This is a genomic window from Kosakonia sp. MH5, assembly GCF_009935945.1.
Classification (GTDB): Bacteria; Pseudomonadota; Gammaproteobacteria; order Enterobacterales; family Enterobacteriaceae; genus Kosakonia; species Kosakonia radicincitans.
The window spans coordinates 128,260-147,410 of record NZ_QODH01000006.1 but is presented as its reverse complement, the minus strand read 5'-3'; the positions used below and the strand labels follow the sequence as shown (position 1 = coordinate 147,410).

At 53.9% G+C, this 19,151-nt stretch carries 19 protein-coding genes and 3 tRNA genes; 8 read left to right on the top strand and 14 right to left on the bottom strand.

What is annotated here, in order from left to right; all coding sequences use genetic code 11:
* Positions 1-27: 27 nt before the first annotated feature.
* From deoD to deoC, 4 genes are all read right to left on the bottom strand, one after another.
* The gene (deoD, locus tag DK872_RS16850) at positions 28-747 is read right to left on the bottom strand and encodes a purine-nucleoside phosphorylase (protein WP_007373045.1); all 720 of its coding nucleotides are present in this window, start codon (positions 745-747) and stop codon (positions 28-30) included.
* 57 nt (positions 748-804) lie between these two features.
* The gene (gene deoB, locus DK872_RS16845) at positions 805-2,028 is read right to left on the bottom strand and encodes a phosphopentomutase (protein WP_007373044.1); all 1,224 of its coding nucleotides are present in this window, start codon (positions 2,026-2,028) and stop codon (positions 805-807) included.
* Positions 2,029-2,079: 51 nt separating this feature from the next.
* Positions 2,080-3,402: a thymidine phosphorylase gene (gene deoA / locus DK872_RS16840; protein ID WP_007373043.1), complete on the bottom strand. Its 1,323-nt coding sequence runs from the start codon at positions 3,400-3,402 to the stop codon at positions 2,080-2,082.
* A 138-nt stretch (positions 3,403-3,540) separates the two neighbouring features.
* A complete protein-coding gene (deoC, locus tag DK872_RS16835; RefSeq protein ID WP_072440101.1) occupies positions 3,541-4,320 on the bottom strand; it encodes a deoxyribose-phosphate aldolase in 780 nt (259 codons plus the stop codon).
* A gap of 256 nt (positions 4,321-4,576) precedes the next feature.
* Here deoC and DK872_RS16830 point away from each other — a divergent pair, with 256 nt between their 5' ends.
* Both DK872_RS16830 and DK872_RS16825 read left to right on the top strand, forming a co-directional pair.
* Entirely contained in the window at positions 4,577-6,127 is a 1,551-nt protein-coding gene (locus tag DK872_RS16830) for a YjjI family glycine radical enzyme (protein WP_161518573.1), read from the top strand.
* Positions 6,099-6,962: a YjjW family glycine radical enzyme activase gene (locus tag DK872_RS16825; protein ID WP_161518572.1), complete on the top strand. Its 864-nt coding sequence runs from the start codon at positions 6,099-6,101 to the stop codon at positions 6,960-6,962. The genes DK872_RS16830 and DK872_RS16825 overlap by 29 nt, the downstream gene beginning before the upstream one ends.
* On the opposite strand, the gene DK872_RS16820 is transcribed toward DK872_RS16825, so the two are convergent.
* From DK872_RS16820 to DK872_RS16785, 8 genes are all read right to left on the bottom strand, one after another.
* The gene (locus DK872_RS16820) at positions 6,951-7,733 is read right to left on the bottom strand and encodes a metal-dependent hydrolase (RefSeq protein ID WP_090398200.1); all 783 of its coding nucleotides are present in this window, start codon (positions 7,731-7,733) and stop codon (positions 6,951-6,953) included. The two genes, DK872_RS16825 and DK872_RS16820, sit on opposite strands and share 12 nt — an antisense overlap.
* Entirely contained in the window at positions 7,730-8,839 is a 1,110-nt protein-coding gene (locus tag DK872_RS16815; protein ID WP_035886568.1) for a patatin family protein, read from the bottom strand. Before DK872_RS16815 ends, DK872_RS16820 begins: the two co-directional genes overlap by 4 nt.
* A gap of 120 nt (positions 8,840-8,959) precedes the next feature.
* The gene (locus tag DK872_RS16810; RefSeq protein ID WP_007373037.1) at positions 8,960-9,121 is read right to left on the bottom strand and encodes a DUF1328 domain-containing protein; all 162 of its coding nucleotides are present in this window, start codon (positions 9,119-9,121) and stop codon (positions 8,960-8,962) included.
* A 127-nt stretch (positions 9,122-9,248) separates the two neighbouring features.
* A complete protein-coding gene (gene osmY, locus DK872_RS16805; RefSeq protein ID WP_007373036.1) occupies positions 9,249-9,866 on the bottom strand; it encodes a molecular chaperone OsmY in 618 nt (205 codons plus the stop codon).
* A gap of 384 nt (positions 9,867-10,250) precedes the next feature.
* Entirely contained in the window at positions 10,251-11,840 is a 1,590-nt protein-coding gene (gene prfC / locus DK872_RS16800) for a peptide chain release factor 3 (RefSeq protein ID WP_007373035.1), read from the bottom strand.
* Positions 11,841-11,931: 91 nt separating this feature from the next.
* Positions 11,932-12,609, bottom strand: a complete 678-nt coding sequence (gene yjjG, locus DK872_RS16795) for a pyrimidine 5'-nucleotidase (RefSeq protein ID WP_007373034.1) — start codon at positions 12,607-12,609, stop codon at positions 11,932-11,934.
* 12 nt (positions 12,610-12,621) lie between these two features.
* Positions 12,622-13,062 (bottom strand): ribosomal protein S18-alanine N-acetyltransferase, encoded by a 441-nt coding sequence (gene rimI, locus DK872_RS16790; protein ID WP_007373033.1) that lies wholly within the window; start codon positions 13,060-13,062, stop codon positions 12,622-12,624.
* Entirely contained in the window at positions 13,031-13,444 is a 414-nt protein-coding gene (locus DK872_RS16785) for a DNA polymerase III subunit psi (RefSeq protein WP_007373032.1), read from the bottom strand. The genes rimI and DK872_RS16785 overlap by 32 nt, the downstream gene beginning before the upstream one ends.
* Before the next feature lie 264 nt (positions 13,445-13,708).
* Here DK872_RS16785 and rsmC point away from each other — a divergent pair, with 264 nt between their 5' ends.
* From rsmC to DK872_RS16765, 4 genes are all read left to right on the top strand, one after another.
* A complete protein-coding gene (rsmC, locus tag DK872_RS16780) occupies positions 13,709-14,737 on the top strand; it encodes a 16S rRNA (guanine(1207)-N(2))-methyltransferase RsmC (RefSeq protein WP_071920184.1) in 1,029 nt (342 codons plus the stop codon).
* A gap of 170 nt (positions 14,738-14,907) precedes the next feature.
* Positions 14,908-14,994: transfer RNA gene (locus DK872_RS16775), tRNA-Leu, on the top strand.
* Between the two features lie 28 nt (positions 14,995-15,022).
* Positions 15,023-15,109, top strand: a tRNA-Leu gene (locus DK872_RS16770).
* A gap of 32 nt (positions 15,110-15,141) precedes the next feature.
* Positions 15,142-15,228: transfer RNA gene (locus DK872_RS16765), tRNA-Leu, on the top strand.
* Between the two features lie 33 nt (positions 15,229-15,261).
* Here the strand turns inward: DK872_RS16765 and DK872_RS16760 are convergent.
* Positions 15,262-15,540: a DUF1435 domain-containing protein gene (locus tag DK872_RS16760; protein ID WP_007373030.1), complete on the bottom strand. Its 279-nt coding sequence runs from the start codon at positions 15,538-15,540 to the stop codon at positions 15,262-15,264.
* 217 nt (positions 15,541-15,757) lie between these two features.
* On the opposite strand from DK872_RS16760, the gene DK872_RS16755 reads away from it, so the two are divergent.
* Positions 15,758-16,822, top strand: coding sequence for a GGDEF domain-containing protein (locus tag DK872_RS16755; RefSeq protein WP_071920183.1), 1,065 nt, complete (start codon positions 15,758-15,760; stop codon positions 16,820-16,822).
* Positions 16,823-16,925: 103 nt separating this feature from the next.
* Positions 16,926-17,714: a siderophore-iron reductase FhuF gene (fhuF, locus tag DK872_RS16750; protein ID WP_161518571.1), complete on the top strand. Its 789-nt coding sequence runs from the start codon at positions 16,926-16,928 to the stop codon at positions 17,712-17,714.
* Between the two features lie 45 nt (positions 17,715-17,759).
* Here fhuF and DK872_RS16745 read toward each other — a convergent pair whose 3' ends face one another.
* The gene (locus DK872_RS16745) at positions 17,760-19,100 is read right to left on the bottom strand and encodes a PTS cellobiose transporter subunit IIC (protein WP_007373027.1); all 1,341 of its coding nucleotides are present in this window, start codon (positions 19,098-19,100) and stop codon (positions 17,760-17,762) included.
* Between the last annotated feature and the right edge of the window lie 51 nt (positions 19,101-19,151).

The window sequence follows — 19,151 nt, the reverse complement described above, 5'->3', positions numbered from 1 at the left end:
ATCGCCTCCACCCGGCACAACAAAGAGTTACGCTTTATCGCCCAGCAGGACAGATTCCAGCGCAATTTTGATCATGTCATTAAACGTCGTCTGACGCTCAGCAGAGGTGGTCTGCTCGTGGGTGCGGATATGGTCGGAAACGGTGCAGATAGTCAGCGCTTTCGCCCCGAATTCTGCCGCCACGCCATAAATACCCGCCGCTTCCATTTCCACGCCGAGAATGCCGTATTTCTCCATCACATCGAACATTTCGCCGTCCGGAGAGTAGAACAGATCGGCAGAGAACAGGTTCCCCACGCGGGCGTCAACGCCCAGCGTTTTCGCCGCATCGACCGCGTTACGCACCATGTCGAAATCAGCAATCGCCGCAAAGTCGTGATCTTTAAAGCGCATGCGGTTTACTTTGGAATCGGTACAGGCACCCATACCAATCACGATATCACGCAGTTTCACATCCATACGCACCGCACCGCAGGAACCGACGCGAATGATTTTCTTCACGCCGAAATCGGTGATCAGCTCTTTGGTATAGATGGAGCAGGACGGAATGCCCATACCGTGGCCCATTACCGAGATTTTGCGGCCTTTGTAAGTACCGGTGTAACCCAGCATGCCGCGCACGTTGTTCACTTCGCGGTAATCTTCGAGGAATGTTTCGGCAATGTGCTTCGCACGCAGCGGATCGCCCGGCATCAGCACAACATCCGCGAAATCACCCATTTCTGCATTAATATGTGGGGTAGCCATCGTTAATTCCTTTATGTCGTTAGAACAGAAAGGGCGGGAAGCTCCCGCCCAAAATCATCAGAACATGGCTTTGCCATAGTCCATATCAGAAACGCCAAAGTATTTCGCCAGCGTCTGGCCAATGTCCGCGAACGTTTCACGGTGGCCAAGCGAACCGGGTTTTACTTTCGGGCCGTAAACTAGCACCGGAATGTGCTCACGGGTATGATCAGTGCCTTTCCAGGTCGGATCGCAGCCGTGATCGGCGGTAAGGATCAGGATATCGTCCTCGCCCACCAGTTCCATTAGTTCCGGTAGACGGCGGTCAAACAGCTCCAGCCCGCCCGCATAACCGGCGACATCGCGGCGATGGCCCCATGATGAGTCAAAATCAACGAAGTTGGTAAAGACAATTGTCTTATCGCCCGCTTCTTTCATCTCTTTCACGGTGGCGTCAAACAGCGCATCCAGCCCGGTAGCCTTCACTTTTTTGGTGATGCCGCAGTTGGCATAGATATCGGCGATTTTGCCCACGGAAACCACCTGGCCGTCTTTCTCTTCCACCAGTTTTTGCAGCACGGTGGCTGACGGCGGCTCAACGGCCAGGTCATGGCGGTTACCGGTGCGCTGGAAATTACCCGCCTTATCACCGACAAACGGACGCGCAATCACGCGACCAATGTTGTAACCCCCTTCGGTCAGCTCTTCGCGGGCGATTTCGCACAGTTCATACAGCTTATCGAGACCAAACGTCTCTTCATGACAGGCGATCTGGAAGACAGAATCCGCAGAAGTGTAGAAAATCGGCTTACCGGTTTTCATATGCTCTTCGCCCAGTTGATCGAGGATCACCGTCCCGGAAGAGTGGCAGTTGCCGAGATAACCCGGCAGATTTGCGCGTTCTACCAGTTTATCCAGCAGCGCCTGCGGGAAGCTGTTTTCGGTATCGCTAAAATAGCCCCAATCGAACAGCACCGGCACACCAGCGATTTCCCAGTGGCCTGACGGCGTATCTTTGCCGGAAGAGAGCTCATGCGCCCACGCGTAAGCACCAGTGATTTCTGCGTTACCGTCCATCCCGGCCGGGATAAAACCGGTCGCGCCTTCATGGGCTTTCGCCAGCCCCAGACGGGTCAGATTAGGGAGATGCAACGGCCCTTTACGCCCGGTATCGGCTTCACCTTTCGCACAGGCTTCAGCAATGTGGCCAAGCGTGTCAGAACCCGCGTCGCCGAAGCGCTCCGCGTCTTCAGTCGCGCCGATGCCGAAAGAGTCCAGCACCATAATAAATGCACGTTTCATATGTTCTCCGTACCTTGTGCTTTGTAAAAAAGCGATCAGATCAGTATACCGTTATTCAGTAATACGGCGATAGACCGTTGGTGTCTCTTTTGCTGCGATGTCGTCCACAACGAGGGCAGCCTTCACCGCCTGCGCGGCGTCCTGCCAGCTGGCTTCATCCTTCGCGTGAATGACGGCCAACGGACGCTGCCCATCCACGCGCTCGCCCAGACGCACCATATCGGTAAAACCAACGCTGTAATCGATACTGTCCGTCGCCTGGCGACGGCCGCCGCCCATCGACACCACCGCCATGCCCAGCGCACGGGTATCCATTGCGGTAATAAAGCCTTCGTCGTCGGCGTAAACGGCTTTGCTCAACGTGGCGGAGGGCAGATAGTTGGCGTAGTTCTCAACGAAATCCGTCGGCCCTTTCTGCGCCGCGACCATGCGGCCAAAGATCTCTGCCGCTTTTCCGTTATCCAGCACCGCTTGCAGTTTCGCCCGGGCTTCCGCGTCATCTTTCGCCAGTTTGCCGGAAATCAGCATCTCCACGCACAGCGCCATCGTGACATCAAACAGGCGCGGGTTACGGTATTCTCCGGTGAGGAATTGCACCGCTTCACGCACTTCCACCGCATTGCCCGCGCTGGAAGCCAGCACCTGATTCATATCGGTCAGCAGTGCGGTCGTGCGCACGCCTGCGCCATTCGCCACGCCCACAATTGCCTCCGCCAGTTGTTCGGAGAGCGCATAAGTCGGCATAAACGCGCCGCTGCCAACTTTCACATCCATCACCAACGCATCAAGGCCTTCAGCCAGTTTTTTCGCCAGAATGGAAGCGGTGATCAGCGGAATCGAGTCTACCGTCGCGGTGATATCGCGGGTGGCATAAAAACGTTTATCGGCCGGGGCCAGTGAGTTGGTCTGGCCGATAATCGCCACGCCAACATCCTTAATAATGTCGCGGAAGCGGCTATCGTCCGGGAAAATGTCGAAGCCAGGAATGGCCTCCAGTTTATCGAGTGTGCCGCCGGTATGCCCCAGGCCGCGCCCGGAAATCATCGGAATATAACCACCACAGGCGGCAACCATCGGGCCAAGCATTAATGAGGTCACATCCCCGACGCCGCCAGTAGAGTGTTTATCAACAATCGGGCCATTGAGATTAAGGTGTTTCCAGTCCAGAACCGAACCGGAATCGCGCATTGCCATGGTCAACGACACGCGTTCTGGCATGGTCATGTCATGGAAAAAGATGGTCATGGCAAGCGCGGCGATCTGGCCTTCAGAAACGGTGTTATCGCGAATTCCGTTGATAAAGAAACGGATCTCTTCATCACTCAGCGCGAGACCATCGCGTTTTTTACGAATAATTTCTTGAGCGAGAAACAAGGTAACCCCCTGAAGAATGATACGGCCGGGCAACCAAAGCGACCCGGCAAAACATGGTGTTATCGGCCCATACCGCCGAATGGCGGCAATATCTTACCCGGCCTGCGAGGTAGAGTGCAGGCCCGGTAAATGAAGCCATCAGTAGCTGCTTGCGCTCTTACCGTCGCCGTGTCCCAGCGCTTTCAGCAGGCTTGCCAGCAGGCTGGATGCGCCAAAGCGATAGTGACGGGCATCGGCCCAGTCAGCGCCAAACAGTTCATCGGCAATCGCCAGATAGTGCTGCGCGTCTTCCGCGCTGCGCACGCCACCCGCCGGTTTAAAGCCCACGGTTTTCTCAACGCCCATATCGCGGATCACTTCCAGCATGATGCGCGCGCTTTCCGGCGTGGCATTAACCGGTACTTTCCCGGTTGAGGTCTTGATAAAGTCAGCGCCCGCTTTAATCGCGATTTCTGACGCCTTACGGATCAGCGCTTCTTCTTTCAATTCGCCGGTTTCGATGATTACTTTCAACAGCACGTTGGCTGCGGCACACGCCTCTTTACAGGCTTTGACCAGATCAAAACCGACCTGCTCGTTACCGGCGATCAGCGCACGGTACGGGAATACTACATCAACTTCATCAGCACCGTAGGCAATCGCCGCGCGGGTTTCTGCCAGCGCAATGTCGATATCATCGTTACCGTGCGGGAAGTTGGTTACCGTCGCAATACGTACGTCCGGTGTTCCCTGTGCGTTCAACGTCTTACGCGCAATCGGGATGAAACGCGGATAGATGCAAACGGCGGCGGTATTCCCCACCGGGGTTTTGGCCTGATGACACAGCGCAATGACTTTCTCGTTGGTGTCATCGTCGTTCAGGGTGGTCAGATCCATTAATTGCAACGCGCGCAGGCTGCTTGCCGTTAAATCACTCATATTCTCTCCGACGGCGTAATGCCGATTTTCTGTTCGGGCTTGTTAATATTCTAACATCAACCCACGATTACACTTCGATACTCATCACAGTTAATGAAAACTTAATTCACGTTTGCAAAACAATAATGAGACATTCATCAAACTTTAAAACGCAAAAGCGGTCGTGATTACCGCTAAGGTGCGCATGGATCAAAAGTGGTTATCCGCCGGTGTCTTACACTCTTCGTCCTGAATGCACGGGATAAAGAGGAAGATCATGTCGATACCGGTTAATCCAGGATTACAGACACGCTGCCAGCAGATTGTTACCAGCCCAACGCTCACGCCGCAGCAGAAACACCATTTTCTCGCGCTGGAGGCGGAAAATAGCCTCCCCTATCCGGCGCTGCCGCAAGCCGCGCAGGAGGCGCTCGACGAAGGGGCAATTTGCGATATGTTTGAAGGGCACGCGCCCTACAAACCGCGCTATGTCCTGCCGGATTACGCCAAATTTCTGGCTAACGGATCCGCATGGCTGGAGCTGGAAGGGGCAAAGGATCTCGATGATGCGCTCTCTTTGCTGACCATTCTTTATCACCATGTTCCCTCTGTTACCGGCTTGCCGGTTTACCTCGGGCAACTGGATGCGTTACTGCAACCATATGTTAGAATTCTAACACAAGAAGAAATCGATATTCGAATAAAACGCTTCTGGCGCTATCTCGACAGAACCTTACCGGATGCCTTTGTCCACGCCAATATCGGCCCTTATGACACGCCAGTCACCCGGGCTATCTTACGCGCCGATGCTGAGCTAAAGCAGGTCGCGCCGAATCTGACGTTTATTTATGATCCGCAGATCACGCCAGATGATCTGCTGCTGGAAGTTGCTTGTAACATCTGCGCGTGCAGCAAGCCGCATATCGCCAATGGACCTTTGCATGATAATATTTTCACAAAAGGCGGTTATGGCATTGTCAGTTGTTACAACTCGCTGCCACTGGGCGGTGGCGGCAGTACGCTGGTAAGGCTGAACCTGAAAGTCATCGCTGAAGGCAGCCGTTCTCTGGAGGAATTCTTTACCCGGCGGCTGCCCCATTATTGCCAGCAACAATTGGCCATTATCGATGCGCGCTGCGACTTCCTGTATCAACAATCCGGTTTCTTTGAGCATAGCTTCCTTGTGCAGGAGGGGCTGATCGCCGCCGATCGTTTTGCGCCAATGTTCGGCATCTACGGGCTGGCTGAAGCGGTCAATATTCTGTGCGAGAAAGCGAGCATCGCAGGATGCTACGGCAAAGATGAGCAGGCGAATGCTCTCGGCTACCGCATCAGCGAGCAACTGGCGGCGTTTGTTGAAAACACACCGGTCAAACATGGATGGAAACAACGCGCGTTACTGCATGCGCAGTCCGGCATCAGTTCCGATATCGGTACCACACCGGGCGCGCGTCTGCCTTATGGCGATGAACCCGATCCGATTACCCATTTGCTGGCCGTTGCGCCGCACCACGCCTGGTACAAAGCCGGGATCAGCGATATTTTAACCCTCGACGAAACCGTTAAACGCAACCCGCAGGCCGTGGTGCAACTCTGCCTTGGCGCGTTTAACGCCGGAATGCGCGAGTTTACCGCCAACGTCGCGGGCAATGATTTGGTGCGCGTTACCGGTTATATGGTGCGCCTGTCGGACCTGGAGAAATTCCGCGCCGAAGGTTCGCGCACCAACACCACCTGGCTGGGTGAAGAAGCCGCGCGCAATACGCATATTCTTGAGCGACAACCCCGAGTGGTAAGCCATGAGCAGCAGATGCGCTTTCGTCAGTAACCTGATCCCCTTCTCTTGCGTCGACGGGCCGGGCAGCCGACTGGCGCTGTTTTTACAGGGCTGTAATCTGCGCTGTAAGAGCTGCCACAATCCGTGGACGATCGGCCGCTGCAACCACTGCGGCGACTGCGTGCCAGGTTGTCCGCATCAGGCACTGGCGTTTGACGACGGGCAAGTACAGTGGAACGCCGTAACCTGCCAGCAGTGCGATACCTGCCTGCAAATGTGTCCGCAACAGGCAACGCCGATGGCACAAATGATGTCTGTAGAAGAGGTGGTGGCGAAGATCCGCAAAGCCGCGTTATTCATTGAAGGCATCACAGTCAGCGGCGGCGAGGCCACGTTACAACTGCCGTTTCTGCTCGCGCTGTTTTCTGCGCTGCGCGCCGATCCGCAGCTACGCCATCTGACCTGCCTTGTCGACAGTAATGGAATGCTGAGCGAAACAGGCTGGCATAAGTTGCTGCCGGTTTGCGACGGGGCAATGATCGATCTTAAAGCCTGGAACAGCGAACATCACCGTTTTCTCACCGGGCGGGATAATACACCGGTGAAAAATAGCCTGCGCCTGCTGGCGGCACAGAACAAGCTGGCCGAATTGCGTTTGCTGGTGATCCCGCGACATAGCGACTATTTGCTGCATATCGACACGCTGGCGGCGTTTATCTGTGAACTGGGGCGTATTCCGGTGCGGCTCAACGCATTTCACGCGCACGGCGTTTACGGCGAGGCAAAAAGCTGGCGCAGCGCAACCGAGGAAGATATCGAACCACTGGCGGAAGCGCTGCAACAACGCGGCGTCACCACTGTGCTTCGTCCGGCGCTATATCTGTAAAGCGAAAAGCTGCTGCGTATTCTCCAGCAACGTTTGGGCGATCACATCCGGGGCTTCTGGGCGCAATTCACACAGCGTGGCAAAAACCCGCGCCGCCTGTTCCGGCCGGTTAGGCTGCCCCTGGAAGCCGTTCAGCGGCATATCCGGCGCATCGGTCTCCAGCAACAATGCGGATAGCGGCAACTGCGCCATTACATCACGGGTTTTACTGGCGCGTGGATAAGTGATCGTTCCGCCGACGCCAATGTAATACCCCAGTTCGATAAAACGCTGCGCCTGTTGCAGGCTACCGGAAAAGCCGTGAACCACGCCGGTGCGCGGCAAAGCCTGCTTTTTCAGGTGCATCGCCAGTTTGTCATGCGTGCGCCGCGAATGGAGGATCACTGGTAAATCAAAGCGTTTCGCCAGTTTTAGCTGCGCATCCAGTACCTGCTGCTGGCGCTCAAACTGCGGATTATCGCGATAGAGATCGAGGCCAATTTCGCCAATCGCCAGCACCTTTTCCGGCCTGGCGGCCAGCGCCTGCTCAAGCTGCTCAAGGCTTTGGGCCGTGTGTTCTTCAATCACAATTGGATGCAGACCCAGCGCGGCATACAGCGCGGAATGCTCGCGCGCCAGAGAACAAACGCGATCAAAATAGCGCGCAGCGATGGCGGGTACGATAATGCGCCCGACGCCAGCGTCTGCCGCGCGGGCGATACTGGCGACTTCATCGCCCGTGAAGGGCGGAAAATCAAAATGACAGTGCGTATCGATAAAGCGGAAACTCACGCCGTATCCTCTTTATTAATGGGTAAGTCGTTGGCTTGTACCGCGTTAACCAGCGGCGCATCCAGCACATCATTGGCGACGGCGGCAGGCGGAACCACGCGGGTGGCAGGAACGGGCGCGGCAACGACCTCGGGCGGCACAATAAGGGGAGCCGGCACCACAGTATGACGAATCAGTGGCGGGGTTTCCGCCAGCAGTTTTCCTACCGTCGCCAGGAAATAACGTCCACACAGCCGACCAATTTTATAATCATCACGCAGCGCCGGTAACCGGCTGCCCAGCGCCATGCTATGCAAAAGTTTCGGCGGATAGATTTCAAGTATGCGTAGTTTTCCCGGCGGCGTTTCGATAAACCGCTGAATCGCCGAGTAACTTTTCTCGTGGTGCTGTACCAGATTAACCAGCGACTGCAAGCTGCTGTCGCCCAGCCAGCGTTCCATACGTTTAAACCACTGCGGCGTGTAGTACGTCTGAGAAGGCACGGTGCGGATCACCACGATGGTTTTTGCTCCGCGCTTAGCCGCTTCCTGAACCGGGATCGCATCGCTGACGCCGCCATCGAAATAGTTCACGCCATTGAGCGACACCCCAGAACGGTAAAAACCCGGAATCGCGCTGGAGGCACGGATCAGATCCAGCCATGTCTGGTGGGTCGGCGCAAAATATTCCGCGGTGTAATCATCCTGGCGGCAGGCACACATATAGAACGCCTTACCGGCATCAAAAGAACGCGCGGCAAAATCCATCGCCAGCGGCATCTGGCGGGATGTCGAATCCACCAACCAGTCAAGATCGATAAGGTTACCGCCGCGCACAAAGCGCACCGGATCAAAAAAGTCACGCGTGGTGGTGTAGCGCATGATCACTTTGCGGGCGTAGCCGGGCTGGTTGCATACATAAGCCGAAAGGTTTTGCGCGCCCGCAGAGGTACCAAAGTAGAGATCGAAGGGGTTAAAGTTTGCCTGCATAAACTCGTCAAGCACCCCGGCGGTGAAAATACCACGCTGACCTCCGCCTTCACACACCAGTGCGAGACGGCCCGGACGAAACGGTTTTATCGCCAGGGGCGCAATATTGCCCAGCGTTATTGGAATATATTGCCCCACCCTGCTTTCCTTTTGGCTGCGTTGTATCTGCCAAAGTAACGCAATTTCTGCCGGGCCGAAATAGTAAAGCCAGTCACGAGGACTGGCTTTAATGTAAGCGAAATTTAAGCGCTAACTATGCTATGGACGCCGACGGCCCATAAACAGGCTGACCAGGAACAGGATGATACCGACGATAAAGACGATTTTCGCTGCGCCTGCTGCCGTCCCCGCCAGACCACCAAAGCCCAGAGCGGCGGCAATTAACGCGATAACCAGAAATATAATGCCCCAACGAAACATAAGACTCTCCTTTACCATAGTTAATGTCGACCGCTTGCGATGAGCGCTCAGGTTGCTCATCTGCGATGTTTTCCCGGCACGTATTCGTCGCGCCCGTCCACGCGGGCGCTGACGTTTTCAGGAATGGTTACTTAACTTTTAGATCGTTTTTGACGCTTTTAACGCCCTCAATCGCTTTTGCGATACTTTCGGCGCGTTCACTTTGAGCCTGAGAATCAACCGTACCGGACAACTGCACGACGCCGTCGGTGGTTTCAACTTTCACCTTACGAGACGGTACAAGGTCATCGGCCAGCAATTTGGCTTTGATTTCACTGGTTGTAGCGGTGTCGCCCGCATAACCTTTCATTGACTGGTTTTTCCCGTCACGAACATGCAGCTTGTCGCTTACCGAAGCCACGCCTTCCACACCTTTGGCCACAGAGACAGCCTGTTCGGCCTGCGCCTGGCTTTCAACGAAGCCACTCAGCGTGACTACTTTGTTGTCCGTTTTGACGGAAATATCGGTGCTTTTAATGCTTTCATGATCCACCAGCGCCGCTTTCACTTTTGCAGTGATGGAGCTGTCATCCATGAATCCACCGACTTTAGTCATCGAGCTGTCGATTTTTTCCCCCGCGCTGGATGCGGCGTTTTGCGCTTTGTCAGTGGTGGTGTTTGCCGCAAAAGCGGAGCCACTTGCCACTACAGAGCCCAGCACGACGGCCAGCAGAGTTTTAGAAATCTTCAGTTTTGTCATAGTCATCGATGTCGTTCCTGTTGGTTTGCCCACAATTTGGGCCGCTTGCAGCAACTCAGGCTGCTTAACTGCCGTGGCGAAAAATCACCCAATCCAGCGTCGGATAGTCGCGGATACAATGCCGCTACTTATCTGGCTGAGGCAGTTATTAATCTCCCTTAGTGAGATTCTGGTGGATAAAAGACCATTAAACACGCAATGAACAGGACTTTTATCCACCAGAAATGTCATCACTTTGTTAAATATAGAACACTATCGACAAAAATCCTGGCTCACAGGTTAAAAAACGAGCAGAGAGGGGAAAAAGGGTGGGTTTTAAGAACATTCCGCAAGGGGCTAAAAAGACAGGAAAAGTGCCGGAGCACGGCGAATACCGTGCTCCGTGGGGGATTAATGCTCACGAGTTTTATGGAAAGTCACTTCCGGATAGCGTTCCTGCGTCAGGTTCAGGTTCACCATCGTCGGCGCGATATAGGTCAGGTTATCGCCGCCATCCAGCGCCAGCTGGATCTCGTTCTTACGCTTAAACTCTTCGAATTTCTTCACGTCGCTGCTTTCAACCCAGCGCGCTGTCGCCACGTTAACGGATTCATACACCGCTTCTACGTTGTACTCGCTCTTCAGGCGCGACACGACCACGTCAAACTGCAACACACCGACTGCACCCACGATCAGATCGTTGTTGGCGATGGGTCGGAATACCTGCACCGCGCCCTCTTCCGAAAGCTGTACCAGGCCTTTCAGCAACTGTTTCTGCTTCAGCGGATCGCGCAGACGGATACGGCGGAACAGCTCCGGGGCGAAGTTCGGAATACCGGTGAACTTCATCATTTCGCCCTGAGTAAAGGTATCGCCAATCTGAATGGTGCCGTGGTTGTGCAGCCCGATAATGTCGCCAGGATAAGCTTCTTCAACGTGAGAACGGTCGCCGGCCATAAAAGTCAGCGCGTCAGAGATAACCACATCTTTACCGGTGCGCACCTGACGCAGCTTCATCCCTTTTTCGTATTTGCCTGACACCACGCGCATAAATGCGACGCGGTCGCGGTGTTTCGGATCCATGTTCGCCTGGATCTTAAAGACGAAGCCGGTAAATTTGCTGTCGTCTGCTTTCACTTCGCGCAGATCCGTTTGACGCGGCATTGGCGCTGGCGCCCACTCAACCAGGCCGTCCAGCATATGGTCAACGCCGAAGTTACCCAGCGCGGTGCCGAAGAAGACCGGGGTAATTTCACCGCTCAGGAACAGCTCTTTATCGAACTCGTTGGACGCGCCCTGTACCAGTTCCAGCTCATCACGCAGTTGCTGCGCCAGATCTTCACCCACCGCTTTGTCGAGATCCGGGTTGTTCAGCCCTTTAACGATACGCACTTCCTGAATCGTATGGCCCTGCCCGGTCTGATAAAGATAGGTTTCATCTTTATAAAGATGGTAAACACCTTTAAATAACTTACCGCAGCCAATCGGCCAGGTGATGGGCGCGCAGGCGATCTTCAGCTCGTTTTCCACTTCATCCAGCAATTCCATTGGATCGCGGATGTCACGGTCGAGTTTGTTCATAAAGGTCAGGATTGGCGTATCGCGCAGACGGGTAACTTCCATCAGTTTACGGGTGCGATCTTCAACACCTTTTGCCGCATCGATAACCATCAGGCAGCAGTCCACCGCCGTTAATGTGCGGTAGGTATCTTCAGAGAAGTCTTCGTGCCCCGGGGTATCCAGCAGATTCACCAGACACTCGCGATACGGGAACTGCATCACGGAAGTGGTGATGGAGATCCCACGCTGTTTTTCCATCTCCATCCAGTCGGATTTCGCATGCTGGCTGGAGCCGCGACCTTTTACCGTACCAGCGGTCTGAATTGCCTGTCCAAACAGCAAGACCTTTTCGGTGATGGTGGTTTTACCCGCATCGGGGTGCGAGATAATGGCGAACGTACGGCGCTTCGCCACCTCTTGTAAATAAGGAGACAACGTCATAATAAAAATCTTCTGTGTAATTGCGCGGCCCAGGCCACGCGATGAAATACGAAAAATGCGGCTATTGTACTCAACAGCGAAGTGCAGACAATCAATGTTTACACAGGCGTTGCTCCAGTTCGTTCAGGGACGTTACGGTCCATGTCGGGTTAATGCCTTCAGGCAGCGCGCGATTATGCGCGTTTAGCCAGCAGGTGGACAGCCCGGCGTTGATGCCGCCCAGAATGTCAGATTCTGCCGTATCGCCCACCATCATGACGCGATCGCGATCCGGGTTGCCGGCCAGTTGTAGCGCGTGATCGAAGATGCGGCGATCGGGTTTGGCAACACCGACTTCTTCGGAGATCACCAATAAATCAAAATAGTCACGCAAGCCGGTGCGTTCCAGACGAATTCGCTGCAACGCGGTAAAACCGTTGGTAATGATACCCAGCTTCACCTTGCCTTTCAGGCTGTCGAGCAGCGAAACAGCGCCCGGCAGCGGCGCGCAAATCTCAGCCATCGCATTAAGAAATGCGTCGTTCAGCGAACCCGCCGGAACGTTCAGGCGCTCAGACCAGCCCTGAAAACGGCGGTGTTGCAGTTGCAACGCAGTGATGGCGCCATTCTGGTAATCAACCCACAGAGGCTTATTAACAGACTGATATTCAAGAAAATCCTGGTCGGTGAATGTCACGCTATAGTCAAGAAACATCCGTTGTAAGCCGCCAAACGCATCAAAGGTAAACAGCGTTTCGTCAGCATCAAAGAGTATCCAGTCCCATTTCATTACATCACCTTTTTAAATTGACAGGGCCATCACTATCGCGTCTTCGCGCCCATTGGCGGTGGGATAGTAATTGCGGCGGATTGTCGCCTCGTTAAAACCTAAACTTTCATACAGTGCAATCGCGCCAACATTGGAGGCGCGCACTTCCAGCCACAGGGTTAATACCTCGCGGGCTTCCAGTTCGCGGATCAGATGTTCCAGCAACTGGCGGCCAAACCCTTTCCGTTGCCAGGCGGGATCAACCGCGATGTTGAACAATGTGGCTTCATCCAGCACAACCTGGGTAATGGCGAAAGCCGCCATCTCATCGCCCACCATCAGCCGGTAGTTGAGGTAGCGATCCCCTTGATTGCTGGCGAAGGTCTTTTCGCTCCAGGGGAAGGCGTGCGCCCGTGTTTCAATCTGGTATGCGCGGGCTAAATCAGCCGTGCTGAGGGAAGAAATCGTGTTCATGTTCGCAGATTTGTTGCCATAACGCGGCGCGTGCCGCAGGGTTAGTGCGTAATTCATCCACGCCGGGCGTTGCGACCTGTGCGCCCGCCAGCGACTGCAGTTCATCGACACCCAGCCACCAACTGTTGCACTGGCTGCCAGGCGGCAGCATCGCGACGCGATCCGGCGTCAACTGTAATACCTGATCCGCCGTAATGGTAAGCGCGCGCAGTACGTCGCTCACCAGTGGATCGGCAAGCATCGGCGGTTCGGAAGCGACCATCACCAGACGAATATGCGCAGGCAGCGAAATGGCGATTTCGCCCTGCAACACCGCCGGGCGTCGCAAGCTCCACTGAGTAATGCCCAGTTGCTGTAATTGCCAGTCGCGTCGGGAAGTCATAGCGAAACACTCCTGTGTGTCAGGCGCGCAAATATAGCAAACCCGGCGAAAATTCGCTATCAACGACGCTCGTCAACAAAGAGGCAGTTTGCAGGATAACGTGTATACACAAAATCATTCACACTGCGTCGAGGCGGCAAGACTGAGCAGCCCCAGGAGCTTACATAAGTAAGTGACTGGGGTGCAAAGGTGAAGCCAACAAAGAGGCAGTTTGAAGGATAACGTGTATAATCGCCGCCTGAGTTAAACGAGGAACCCCCATTCATGTCTGCTTTTACCCCGGCAAGTGAAGTCTTGCTGCGCCACAGTGACGATTTCGAAACCAACCGCATTCTGTTTGCCGGTGATTTGCAGGATGACCTGCCCGCTCGTCTGGAGACGGCTGAAAGCCGTGCCTGGACGCAACAGTTTCACCAGTGGCAAACCTTAAGCCAGCAGATGGGCGAACGTACCCGTTATAGCCTGGTCGCTGACAGCGAGACGATCGGCGATGTCGATACGCTGATCTATTACTGGCCAAAAAACAAACCCGAAGCGCAGTTCCAATTAATGAACCTGCTGTCGCTGCTGCCAATGGGCTGCGATATTTTCGTCGTCGGCGAAAACCGTAGCGGCGTGCGAAGCGCCGAGCAGATGCTGGCTGCGTATTGCCCGCTCAACAAAATAGACAGTGCGCGTCGCTGCGGACTGTATTACGGTCGTCTGGAGAAGAAATCTGACTTCGATGCGAATGGTTTCTGGGGCGAGTATGCGCTGGGCGATCTGACGATCAAAACCCTGCCGGGCGTCTTTAGCCGTGACGGATTAGATGTGGGCAGCCAATTGTTGCTCTCGACCCTGACGCCGCACACGAAAGGTAAAGTACTGGATGTTGGCTGCGGTGCCGGTGTGCTGGCAGCGGTGCTGGCGAGCCATTCGCCGAAAGTGCGTTTAACCCTGTGCGACGTTTCCGCACCGGCGGTGGAAGCCAGCCGCGCGACGCTTGCTGCCAACGGCTTTGAAGGTGAGGTTTTTGCCAGCAATGTCTTCTCTGAAGTCACTGGCCGCTTCGATATGATTATCTCCAATCCGCCGTTCCATGATGGCCTGCAAACCAGTCTGGAAGCCGCTCAGACGTTGATACGCGGCGCGGTGCGCCATCTGAACAGCGGCGGTGAGCTGCGCATCGTCGCTAACGCCTTCCTGCCGTACCCGGACGTATTAGATCAGACCTTCGGTTTCCATGAAGTGCTCGCCCAGACCGGACGTTTCAAGGTTTACCGCACAGTAATGACGCGCCAGGCGCTGAAATAATCACTCTTCTCCCGGCGAGCGCTGTTCGCCGGGTCTCCCCGATTTACCCATTCACAGCGCCCATTTTTGCAGCAATCAGTGTTGCTCTCAGCAATTAACTATTGACGAAAAGTTGAAAACATCTAGAATGCGCCTCCGTGGTAACGATACTTCAAAGGTATCGATGGTATGCGAAGGTGGCGGAATTGGTAGACGCGCTAGCTTCAGGTGTTAGTGTCCTTACGGACGTGGGGGTTCAAGTCCCCCCCCTCGCACCATAAACCACGCAGATATCGCTCGCACTGTGCGAAGGTGGCGGAATTGGTAGACGCGCTAGCTTCAGGTGTTAGTGTTCTTACGGACGTGGGGGTTCAAGTCCCCCCCCTCGCACCAACGAGGCGATATCTAAAAAGTAAGATGACTGTGCGAAGGTGGCGGAATTGGTAGACGCGCTAGCTTCAGGTGTTAGTGTCCTTACGGACGTGGGGGTTCAAGTCCCCCCCCTCGCACCAGATATCTTATACTCTCCCTGTATGACTCCCCCGTTACACCATCATTTTCAAATTCAGCAGCATCATTATCATCCCCCCGACAAGCGCAACGCCCGAAGGCAACAAAACAAAATGTCGTAACCGCTTATGGTAAAGCATCGCCGGAGTCAGCAATAAACCCAGCAAAATCACCATCCGCCATGCGTCGATCGAAAGATCAGCCAGTGCCAGAACGGCAACAATCATGCCCGGCAGGACGATCCCCCAACCACTTCCCAGCGCTCGCTGCAACATGTTTCCATCTCTGATATCGATAATGATAACCAATATCATATGACATCATTTCTCATTTGTCAGCATACTGCCAATACCACAGTATGAAGATCGCTCATCTTCTGATGACAGACATTCCTTAAGGTGATAAATTAAGCACTGCTTAAATAAAAATCCAAATCACTAATTTTCCGCGATGACTGTTTCTTCGCGTTATTTCTTTTCTTATCGACTCACTGCGTAGTACTACATTGTGGATAAATAACGATTTTTAGGTATGACATTACAAACCTGGCAATCTCTGTGTAACAAGAGATATCGTTTGTCGCTGCGACTCTTCTTGCTGCTCAATGCACTCTCAGCAATGTTCTCCATGGCTCTGCCGCTCTATAACCTGCTCGCCTTCACGCTGCCAGCGTGTATTATTTTTGCGGTGAGCGTTTTGTTGCCCGTATGGCACAGATACTATCCGAAAAAGAAAATCAGTATCACATTGATTTCTCTTATGTTTGGCTGCCTTTGGGCATGGCATGTAATCGTGAAGATCGATTTACTCCAGCACAACACCTCATCGTATTTGCTGATCGCCCTCCTGAATGTCCTCTTTATTGGCTCGATTGCTTTTTCTAATAACATTGCCGCGTTCCTGCTGCATTCATTGCCGGTATTCGCCGCTTGTCTCTATTTCTCCGGATCGGAGAGCGAGCTCCGTTTAATATTTAGTTTTGCTTTGCCGGTATTAGGTATCTCCATACAACATGCAATTCAGAAGCGTAATGATAATTTCGCCCAGGCATTAATGAACCGTTTAATGCAGGAACGGAAAACCCTGAACGATTTGAGCATGCTGGATCCCCTTACCGGGTTGTATAACCGTCGCGGCCTGCAATCCAAAATCGATAACCTGCTGGCACTGGATGATAGTTCACGGTTTGTACTGCTGCTGGATATCGACCACTTCAAAGCTTATAACGACCACTACGGCCATATGATGGGCGATCAGGCGCTAATTCGCGTCTCTGCCGCATTGCGCGATGCCGTGCGTTCCCGCGATATCGTCGCGCGCTTTGGCGGTGAAGAATTCATGATCCTGCTGAATAATACCGATCTGGAACATGCGCGCCTGGCTGCCGAGCGTATTCGTCAGAAAGTGTACGATCTGAAGATTCCGCATATGTTTAATGAAAGTGTCGCCACGAATGTCACCATCAGCATTGGTATTGCACCGTTGCTGGATGACAATATCGACGCCGCTATTGAGCGGGCAGATAAAGCGTTATATGAAGCCAAGCATTTGGGCCGCAACAATATTCTGGTGAGCGGGGAATTGCGCCTCGCCTGAGGCGTAGCAGCACCAACTTTACGATAAAAATCTTGCTATCAATTTTACCTCTGGCTAGGATTAGTAATCATTATCATTTCGATTCTGAAATCCAGCTGGCGCCATGACCTACCGTACCGCATCGATCACTGAACATGTTATCTGGCGAAGCCGTCTCGTTGATGAACGCGATTCGTTGGCTAATGCTATGCGGGAAGCCATCGCCAGCACGCGCGCCCACCTGCTCGATTTTATTCGCCTTAATGAGCCAGCGCCCTGGCAAGCACAGACGCTGGCGGAATGGTCACGGCCTGCCGCGCTGCAATCGCTGATTGCGACCTATTCCGATCATATTTACCGTCATCAACTGGCGCAGCCACGCGAAAACAAACCGCTGCTGTCACTATGGGCACAATGGTATCTGGGATTAATGGTACCGCCCTTGCTACTGGCGTTGTTAACGCAGAAAAGTGCCATTAGCCTCGCACCTGAACATTTTCACGTTGAATTTCATGAAACGGGTCGCGCGGCCTGTTTCTGGATTGACGTGCAGCAGGATCATCAACTGACCTTACAAAATGATGCGCAGCGGATTACTGCACTGGCTTCGCAGGCGATGCTCCCGGTAGTTCAGGCACTGGAAGCCACGGGCGATATCAACGGCAAACTTATCTGGAGCAATACCGGCTATCTGATCAACTGGTGTCTGGGTGAGATGATCCCGCAACTGGGTGAAGCTCGCGTCGCGGCATTACGCCAGACCTGCTTCTTCGAAAAACAGCTTTCCGATGGCAGCGATAATCCGCTGTGGCGCACTGTTGTGCTGCGCGATGGCGCGCTGGTACGTCGTACCTGTTGCCAGCGTTACCGGTTGCCGGATGTGCAACAGTGCGGTGACTGCACGCTGAAATAATCAGGGAGGCGTTACGCCTCCCTTATGATTCTCCTTGATCCTGTTTTAAGCGACCTGTTTTTCATCCTCTGTACGCTGTGCCTCTTCCGCTTCCTGCTCCAGGAGCTGTTTCTCATACACTTTAAAGAAAGGGAAATAGATGACGGCTGAAATACAGGCCAGCAGTACGACAAGAATTGCGGCACGGAAATCCCAGCCGAGCGCCCACGCCCCGCCAATCGGTGCAGGCGCCGTCCACGGCACAACAGAAATCACTCTGCCGATCAGATCCAGCTTCATGGCTGCCCACGCAATAATGGCATTGACCGTCGGTGCCAGCAGGAAAGGAATAAAGAACACCGGATTCATGACGATCGGGGTGCCGAAAATCACCGGCTCATTGATATTGAAGATACTGGGTACGACGCTCAACCGGCCAATCGAACGCAGGTGAACCGAGCGGCTGCGTAAATAGCAGAACACCAGCCCCATTGTTGCACCGGAGCCACCTATCACGATAAAGAAAGTCCAGAACGCTTCCATAAAGATATGCGGCAACGGCGCGCCCTGTGCCAGCGCGCTCTGGTTGATCCCCAGATTGGTTAACCAGAACATTTGCAGCATGCCCGAAACAATGGCCGCGCCATGAATACCGGCAAACCACAACAGATGAGCAATAATCACCGCCAGCAGGATCGCCGGAAGAGAATCCGCCGCCGCCACCAGCGGTTTGAACAGCGCCATAATCGCCTGTGGGATGAGCATATTGAACTGCGACTGGATCAGCAGGCTTAACGGGTAGAGTGTCAATACGACGACAAGCACCGGGATCAGCAGATCAAATGAATTTTTGATCATCGGCGGCACCTGGTCCGGCAGGCGAATGCCAATATTGTGCGCCTTCAGGAAACGCATCATTTCGACACAGTAAATCGCCACCAGTATTGCGGTGAAAATACCGGTTCCGCCCAAGCTGTCCACCGGAAGCGTACCGTTGGTTTTCGGTGCCGCAACCAGTAAAAACGCCATCAGCGACAGCATTGCGCACATGAAAGGGTCGAGCTGGTGCGATTTCACGTAATGCTTACCGAGGTTATAAGCAATCGCCGCACAGATATAAATGGACATAATGCCCATCGTCATATCGAAAGGCGTGAGGATCCGACCTTCATACTGTTTCGCCAGATCCAGCCAGGCGCGCGCAAAGCCCCAGGTGGTATCCGGTGAAAAGGGCGGATAGGCAAAGACCAATAAGAATGAGCCAACAATCATAAACGGCATCGCAGAAATGAAGCCGTCACGGATGGCCATAACATGACGTTGAGAAGAGATCCGCCCGGCGATCGGGCTGACGTAGTTTTCTATAAACCGGAAAATCAGGTTAAACGCAGCATGGTTAGCAGACATATCAGCTCTCCTGTCAGGCTAAAAAAATAAGCGCACCAGCGAATGTTTTGC